Below are 6,838 nucleotides of genomic sequence, written 5' to 3' on the forward strand. Positions count from 1 at the left end.
GGTCCCGGCGAGAAGCGATCCGACCATCACCGTCGACGCCCCGGCCGCCAGTGCCTTGGCGATGTCGCCCGACGTGCGGATGCCGCCGTCGGCGATGACATGGACGCCGCGTTCGGCAGCAGCCTTCGATGCCGCCATGATCGCCGACAGCTGCGGCACGCCGACCCCCGCGACGATCCGCGTGGTGCAGATCGATCCCGGGCCGATGCCGACCTTGATCGCGTCGGCACCGGCGTCGGCCAGCGCTTTGGCGGCCTCGGCAGTGGCGACGTTGCCCGCGACCACCTGGACGCTGTTCGACAGGCTCTTCACCCGCTCGACGGCCGCGCTGACGTCGCGATTATGGCCATGGGCGGTATCGATGACGATGCAGTCGACCCCGGCGTCGATCAGCGCTTCCGACCGTTCGAAGCCCTTGTCGCCGACGGTGGTCGCCGCGGCGACGCGGAGGCGCCCTTGGGCATCCTTGGTCGCCAGCGGTGATGCGACCGCTTTCTCGATGTCCTTGACGGTGATCAGGCCGACGCAATGGTCCTGGTCATCGACCACCAGCAGCTTCTCGATCCGCCGTTGGTGGAGGATGCGGCGGGCAACGTCCTGGCTGGTGCCGAGGCCAACCGTCGCCAGATTGTCGCGGGTCATCAGCTCGCTGACCGCCTGCTTCGGATTTTCGGCAAAGCGGACGTCGCGGTTGGTAAGAATACCGGCCAGCTTGCCCGATTTCTCGACGATCGGAATGCCGCTGATGCGGTTGGCCTTCATCAGCTCCAGCGCCTCGGCCAGCGTCTGCTCGGGGGTCATGGTGATCGGGTTGACGACCATGCCGCTCTCGAACCGCTTGACCGCCCGGACCGCGGCAACCTGGCCGTCGATCTCCAGATTGCGGTGGAGCACCCCGATGCCGCCAAGGTGGGCCATGGCGATCGCCATGTCGGCTTCGGTCACCGTGTCCATCGCCGACGACAGGATCGGGATGTTGAGCGGGATTTCGCGGGTCAGGAAGCTGCGGGTGTCGGCAGCGCTGGGCAGCACCCCGGATTCGAGCGGCTGCAGCAGCACGTCGTCGAAGGTCAGCCCTAGCGGGATTTCGTCGTGGAGAAGGTCGGCCATATCGGCCCATGCCAGCATATCGGCGATTCGCCAAGTGTATCAGCTACGCCCGAGCCTCCTCAGCAGCCGTTCGGCGGCCTGGACATGCATCTGTTCGATCATCTCGCCTTCGAAGCGCTCGGCACCGCCGGTTGCCGCGGCGACCAGCCGCTCGGCGCGGGCAACTTCCTCGTTACTCGGAGCAAAGGCGGCATGGCAGGGAGCGATCTGGCTGGGGTGGATCAATGACTTGCCGTCAAAGCCCAGCATCCGCCCTTCCTCCGCTTCGGCGGCGAAGCCTTCGAGATCGTCGAGCTGGTTGTAGACGCCGTCGAAAACGGCGATCTGCTCCGACCGGGCAGCCAGCACGATGTGCTGAAGCGCCATCTGCAGCGATTTGCGGCCAGCTCCGCGTGGCAGGTGCAGGTCGGAGGAGAGGTCGTTGGTGCCGGCGATCAGGCCGGCTGCTTCATGGCCGATCGCGCCGGCGGCGAGCACGCCTTTGGCGGTCTCGATCATCGCCAGCACCGGCAGGCCAGTCTGGTTGCGGACGAAACCCAGTTCATCCTTGCTCTCGACCCTGGGCACCACCACCGCATCGGGCTTGTCGTGCATCACCGCCACCACGTCGGGCCCGTGCCATTCGCTGCGCGCACCGTTGATGCGGATCGCGACCGGCATTGGCCAGTCTTCCTTCAGCGCCTCGATCGCCGCAGCCCGCGCAGCCACCTTGTTCTCCGGCTTCACTGCGTCCTCAAGGTCGAGGATCACCAGGTCGGCATTGCTTTCCCGCGCGTGCACGATCGCCCGCGGGTTGCTGGCCGGCAGGAACAGCAGCGCTCGCTTGTCGAACAGGTTGATCGGGCCTTTTTGGTTCATGGGCCGATTTTCCTTCACCTAGCAACAAAGCCGTTCCATCATGGCCGCGAACAAGGGGGAAGGACATGCTTGAGTATTTGCTGATCGCGGTCGTGGTTCTGGTGGTGCTCGTCATCATGATGAGCGTCAAGATCGTCAGCCAAGGCTATCGATATACGATTGAACGTTTCGGTCGGTTCGTCCGGGTGGCCGAGCCGGGCCTCAACCTGGTGACTCCGTTCGTCTATCGGGTCGGTCACAAGATCAACATGATGGAGCAGGTGGTCGACATTCCGGGCCAGGAGATCATCACCAAGGACAATGCCATGGTTGCGGTCGATGGCGTCGTTTTCTTCCAGGTGATGGACGCGGCCAAGGCGGCCTATGAAGTCAGCGACCTCTACCTGGCCCTGATGGCGCTCTCGACCACCAATTTGCGCACGGTGATGGGGTCGATGGACCTCGACGAGACCTTGTCGAAGCGTGACGAGATCAACGCCCGGCTGCTGACGGTCGTCGACCAGGCGACCGAACCCTGGGGCGTCAAAATCACGCGCGTCGAACTGAAGGATATTCGACCGCCGTCGGACATCGTCAACGCCATGACCCGGCAGATGAAGGCCGAACGCGAAAAACGCGCCGCGATCCTCGAGGCCGAGGGCCTCCGCGCATCGGAAATCCTGCGTGCGGAAGGCGAGAAGCAGGCGCTGATCCTCCAGGCCGAAGGATCCAAGGAAGCCGCCTTTCGCGAGGCCGAGGCGCGCGAACGCGCTGCCCAGGCCGAAGCCAATGCGACCAAGTCGGTCAGCGATGCGATCGCCGGCGGCAGCGCCCAGGCCATCAATTACTTCATCGCCCAGAAATATGTCGAAGCGATCGGCAGCTTCGCCACCTCGCCCAACGCCAAGACCATATTGTTCCCGGTCGAGGCGACCCAATTGATGGGCACGCTTGGCGGGATTGGCGAGCTTGCCAAGGAAGTGCTGGGCAAGGAAGCGCCCAGGGCGCCGGTGGTTAAGCCCAGCCTGCCCAAGGCCGGCCAATGATGGGATTGGACCTGGAGCCCGGCTGGATCTGGGCGATTGGCGGCGTCCTGCTGCTGATCGCCGAAATCATCGCGCCGGGCTTTTTCCTGGTGTTTGTCGGTGCCGCGGCCATCGCCACCGGCCTGTTCACCTTGCTGTTTGACCTCGGCACCGCGCCGCAGCTGGCGCTGTTTGCCATCTACGCCGTGCTGGCGGTGATGATCGGCAAGCGCTGGTATGGCGAACCCCATGGTGGCGACCGGCGCCATGCGATCAACGAACCGGCCAAGCGGTTGGTCGGAAAGACGGTGACGGCGGTGACCGAAATCGACGACCATGGCGGGCGTGTCAGGGTCGGCGACGGGGAATGGAATGCCCGCGGCGGCCCTGCTGCGGCGGGCGATCGCCTGACGGTCACGGGCGTCGAAGGCAACTGCCTGACGGTCGAACCGCTGCGGATCCTGCCGCCAGCCTAATATAAGTGGAGTAATCCAAGTGAACGACCTGAGTTTCTCGCGCCGCGAGGCGATCGGCGCCCTTTCGGCCGGCGCCGCCACCATTGCCCTGACGCCGTCGTATGCCTTTGCGCAGGCCCAGTCAGGCGAAGCGCAGGTCACGGCTTTGCTCGATTCGATCGGCGAGAATTTGATCGCATTGTCTCCTGAGGGTGCAACCAGCCTCGGCATCGACACCGGGGCGCGCGCTTCACTTCGTCCCAAACTGGCCGACCGCAGCCAGGCGGGACAGGACCGGCTCGCCGCGGTACTGCGCGCCGACCTCGCCCGGGCCGAAGCGGTCAATACCGCCGGCCTAACCCATTCGACCAGGACCAGCGTCGAGGTGGTCAAGTCCGCCTATCGCGTGTCGCTCGACGGGTTCGCCCAGCCCTATGGCGATGTCGCTGTCGGCAGCTGGCGCAAGACGCCCTACGTCGTGATCCAGAATGTCGGGGCCTATCTCGACGTGCCGCGGTTCCTCGACAGCGAGCATCCGGTCAACAATGCCGCCGATGCCGAAGCCTATCTCGCCCGCCTCGAGAGCTACGCCGTTCAGCTCGATGGCGAGCTGGGCCGACTGAAGGATGCGGGCGCCAAGGGGCTGATCGCTCCCGCCTTCCTGATCGACAAGGCGGTGGGCCAAATGACGATGAGCGTCAAGGGCGCCCGCGAAGGCGGCGGATTGGTCGAATCGCTGGAGCGCCGGACCAGGGACATTCCGGGCGACTGGGCCAATCGCGCCCGCGCCATCGCCCAGCAAAAGGTTGCGCCCGCGCTCGAACGGCAGCTGGCCGAGCTCACCGCCCAGCGCGCCAAGGCGACGATGGACGCCGGCATGTGGGCTCGCCCACATGGCCCTGAATTCTACGCCTGGGCGCTGCGCGCCTCGACCACCACCACCATGACCCCCGATGAAATCCACCAGATGGGTCTCCACCAGGTCGCCGAGCTGCATGGCCGGATGGACGTCATCCTGAAGAGCCTCGGCTATACCAAGGGAACGGTCGGCGCGCGGATGACCGCGCTGTCCAACGACCCGCGATACAAGTTCGCCGAGGGCGATCCCGGCCGTGCCGAGATCATGGCCTTCATCCAGCAGCGGCTGCAGATCATCCGCGCCCAGCTGCCCCGTGCCTTCCGCACGCTGGTTCGCGGCAATCTAGAAGTGAAGCGTCTCCCGCCCGAAGAGGAGCCTGGCGCGCCCGGTGCCTATGGCGGCGCCGGCTCGATCGACGGCTCGATCCCCGGCCGGTTCTGGATCAACCTTCGCACCACCGACCTGCACCGCAAATATGACCTGCCAGACCTCGCCCATCATGAGGCGATCCCGGGCCATGTCTGGCAGGGCGAATATTCGAACCAGCTGCCACTGATCCGCACCCAGCTGGCGTTCAACGCCTATTCGGAAGGCTGGGCGCTCTATGCCGAGCAGCTGGCGGATGAGCTTGGCGTCTATGACGATTTCGTCGTCGGGCGGCTGGGCTATCTCCAGGCCTTGGCATTCCGCGCGATCCGGCTGGTGGTCGACACCGGCCTCCATGCCAAGCGCTGGACCCGCGAACAGGGCGTCCGTTATTTCGTCGAGACCAATGGCTCCAAGCCCGAGGAAGTAGCGAGCGAGGTCGATCGCTACTGCAGCTGGGTCGGCCAGGCCTGCGGCTACAAGATCGGCCATACCGAGATCGTCCGCCAGCGCGGCCGCGCCCAAAAGGCGCTGGGGTCGCGCTATGACCTGCGCGATTTCGACGATGCGGTGGTCAAGGGCGGCAACGTGCCGATGGACGTGCTGGCCAAGAACATCGACGAGTATATCGCGACGGCAAAGAAGGGCGGCGCCTAAGAAAAGCCCCGGCGGCCAGGGGCGGGCCGCCGGGGCAACGAGGGGATCAGGGGGGAAGCAATAATCCCCTCGCGGAATCGGTCAGACGAGGTTCAATTCCACATCGATGTTGCCACGGGTGGCCTTCGAATAGGGGCAGGTCTGATGCGCTGCCTCGACCAGTTCCCTGGCCAGGTCGCGGTCGATACCGGGGATGCTGACGTTCAAGCGCCCGGCGAGCGAAAAGCCGTCGGCGCCGTTCCTGAGGTCGATCTCGGCGTCGATCGCTGTGTCGGCGGGCAGCTGGATCTTCCTGGCGTTGGCGACATGGGCCAGCGCGCCTTCGAAGCAGGCCGACCAGCCGACAGCGAACAGTTGCTCGGGATTGGTGCCGGTGCCGGGCGCGCCAGGGCGGTCCAGCTTGACGTCCAGCCGGCCGTCATCGCTGCGGCCGCGGCCTTCGCGCCCACCGACTACATGGGTTCGGGCGGTATAAAGGACCTTGTCCTTGATCAAGGTTTCAGTGGTCATTGATTTTCTCCTTCGGGGGTCGGGGTTACGCGTTAACGGGGGTGCGAGCGCCGTAGCGGGCGGCCGGGAAACTGGTGGACAGCTTGCCCTCGAATGCGCGGCGAGCAGCATCATACGCCTTCCACAAGCCGATGTCGTGCAGTGGCGGGATGGTGATCAGCTCGCCCTGGTCGAGTCCGGCAAGCGCAGCATCGACCATATCCTCGCTCGACATGACGATTTCCTGCGGCAGATGCTCGACCGGCGTTCCGGCATCGGCCCAGAAATCGGTCCGGGTCGCGCCGGGAAGCACTGCCTGCACCGTGATGCCCTTGGGACCGAGCTCATGCTGCATGGCTTGACTGAGCGACAGTAGATAGGCCTTGGTGCTGGCATAGACGCCGCCCTCGAGCAGTTCCGGCGCCAGGGCGGTGACCGAGGAAATATTGATAATCGTGCCAGAGCGACGCTTTGCAAAGGCCTCGCCCGCGGCCCTCGCCAATAGCGTCGGCGCCGTGATGTTGAGGCGAATCATCCTGTCCGCCACCACCGGGTCATGGTCGAGGAACGGAGCCGTCACCGCCATGCCGGCATTGTTGACCAGCAGGGTGACCGACGGATCGTCGCGGAGCAGTTTTTCGACCGTCGCGACGCCATTGGCATCAGTCAGATCCGCAACCAACAGGCTGATCTTGCTACCGGTTTCCTGTTCAATCCGATCGGCCAGCGCCTCAAGCCGGTCGAGGCGGCGGGCGACCAGCACGAGGTCGTAGCCGCGCCGCGCAAGGCGGTCGGCGTAGACTGCGCCAATGCCTGACGATGCGCCGGTTACGACGGCGGTTCCGAGTTTGTTGCTCATCATGTGTCCTTTCAAAATGCGTTCGCCGGCGGGGGTAAGGAAAGGCTTGCGCTGCGATGGCGTGCCATATACATATGAACTTCATAGTTACAAGCAGGTATGATTATGAAAGTTTCAATGACACCAATCGATTTTGCCGCTCAAACGCAGTGTCCCGTCGCGCGTGCGGGCAATATCTTTG

Annotated in this window: 7 protein-coding genes; 3 read left to right on the forward strand and 4 right to left on the reverse strand. The window is 64.7% G+C overall.

Features of this window, described 5'->3' with window-relative positions; genetic code table 11:
- Both Q0C64_RS04565 and Q0C64_RS04570 read right to left on the reverse strand, forming a co-directional pair.
- The coding region (locus Q0C64_RS04565; RefSeq protein ID WP_294121132.1) for an IMP dehydrogenase at positions 1 to 1,128 on the reverse strand (1,128 nt) is incomplete at its 3' end.
- Positions 1,129 to 1,149: 21 nt separating this feature from the next.
- Positions 1,150 to 1,968 (reverse strand): CoA ester lyase, encoded by an 819-nt coding sequence (locus Q0C64_RS04570; RefSeq protein ID WP_294121133.1) that lies wholly within the window; start codon positions 1,966 to 1,968, stop codon positions 1,150 to 1,152.
- 65 nt (positions 1,969 to 2,033) lie between these two features.
- On the opposite strand from Q0C64_RS04570, the gene Q0C64_RS04575 reads away from it, so the two are divergent.
- From Q0C64_RS04575 to Q0C64_RS04585, 3 genes are read left to right on the forward strand one after another with little or no spacing between them, the layout of a single operon-like run.
- Entirely contained in the window at positions 2,034 to 2,993 is a 960-nt protein-coding gene (locus tag Q0C64_RS04575) for an SPFH domain-containing protein (protein WP_294121134.1), read from the forward strand.
- A complete protein-coding gene (locus Q0C64_RS04580; RefSeq protein ID WP_294121135.1) occupies positions 2,990 to 3,448 on the forward strand; it encodes an NfeD family protein in 459 nt (152 codons plus the stop codon). The genes Q0C64_RS04575 and Q0C64_RS04580 overlap by 4 nt, the downstream gene beginning before the upstream one ends.
- A gap of 19 nt (positions 3,449 to 3,467) precedes the next feature.
- Positions 3,468 to 5,309, forward strand: coding sequence for a DUF885 domain-containing protein (locus Q0C64_RS04585; RefSeq protein ID WP_294121136.1), 1,842 nt, complete (start codon positions 3,468 to 3,470; stop codon positions 5,307 to 5,309).
- A gap of 81 nt (positions 5,310 to 5,390) precedes the next feature.
- On the opposite strand, the gene Q0C64_RS04590 is transcribed toward Q0C64_RS04585, so the two are convergent.
- Both Q0C64_RS04590 and Q0C64_RS04595 read right to left on the reverse strand, forming a co-directional pair.
- On the reverse strand, positions 5,391 to 5,819 hold the full coding sequence (locus tag Q0C64_RS04590) for an organic hydroperoxide resistance protein (RefSeq protein ID WP_294121137.1): 429 nt from the start codon (positions 5,817 to 5,819) through the stop codon (positions 5,391 to 5,393).
- Positions 5,820 to 5,844: 25 nt separating this feature from the next.
- On the reverse strand, positions 5,845 to 6,657 hold the full coding sequence (locus Q0C64_RS04595) for an SDR family oxidoreductase (protein ID WP_366004290.1): 813 nt from the start codon (positions 6,655 to 6,657) through the stop codon (positions 5,845 to 5,847).
- Positions 6,658 to 6,838: the final 181 nt, after the last annotated feature.

The organism is Sphingomonas sp., assembly GCF_023266535.1.
Lineage (GTDB): Bacteria > Pseudomonadota > Alphaproteobacteria > Sphingomonadales > Sphingomonadaceae > Sphingomicrobium.

Excerpts from the sequence above, each read along its gene's own strand:
- Q0C64_RS04580 (WP_294121135.1), top strand. The coding sequence starts at position 2,990 with ATGATGGGATTGGACCTGGAGCCCGGCTGGATCTGGGCGATTGGCGGC.
- Q0C64_RS04575 (WP_294121134.1), top strand. The coding sequence starts at position 2,034 with ATGCTTGAGTATTTGCTGATCGCGGTCGTGGTTCTGGTGGTGCTCGTC.
- Q0C64_RS04570 (WP_294121133.1), bottom strand. The coding sequence starts at position 1,968 with ATGAACCAAAAAGGCCCGATCAACCTGTTCGACAAGCGAGCGCTGCTG.
- Q0C64_RS04595 (WP_366004290.1), bottom strand. The coding sequence starts at position 6,657 with ATGAGCAACAAACTCGGAACCGCCGTCGTAACCGGCGCATCGTCAGGC.
- Q0C64_RS04590 (WP_294121137.1), bottom strand. The coding sequence starts at position 5,819 with ATGACCACTGAAACCTTGATCAAGGACAAGGTCCTTTATACCGCCCGA.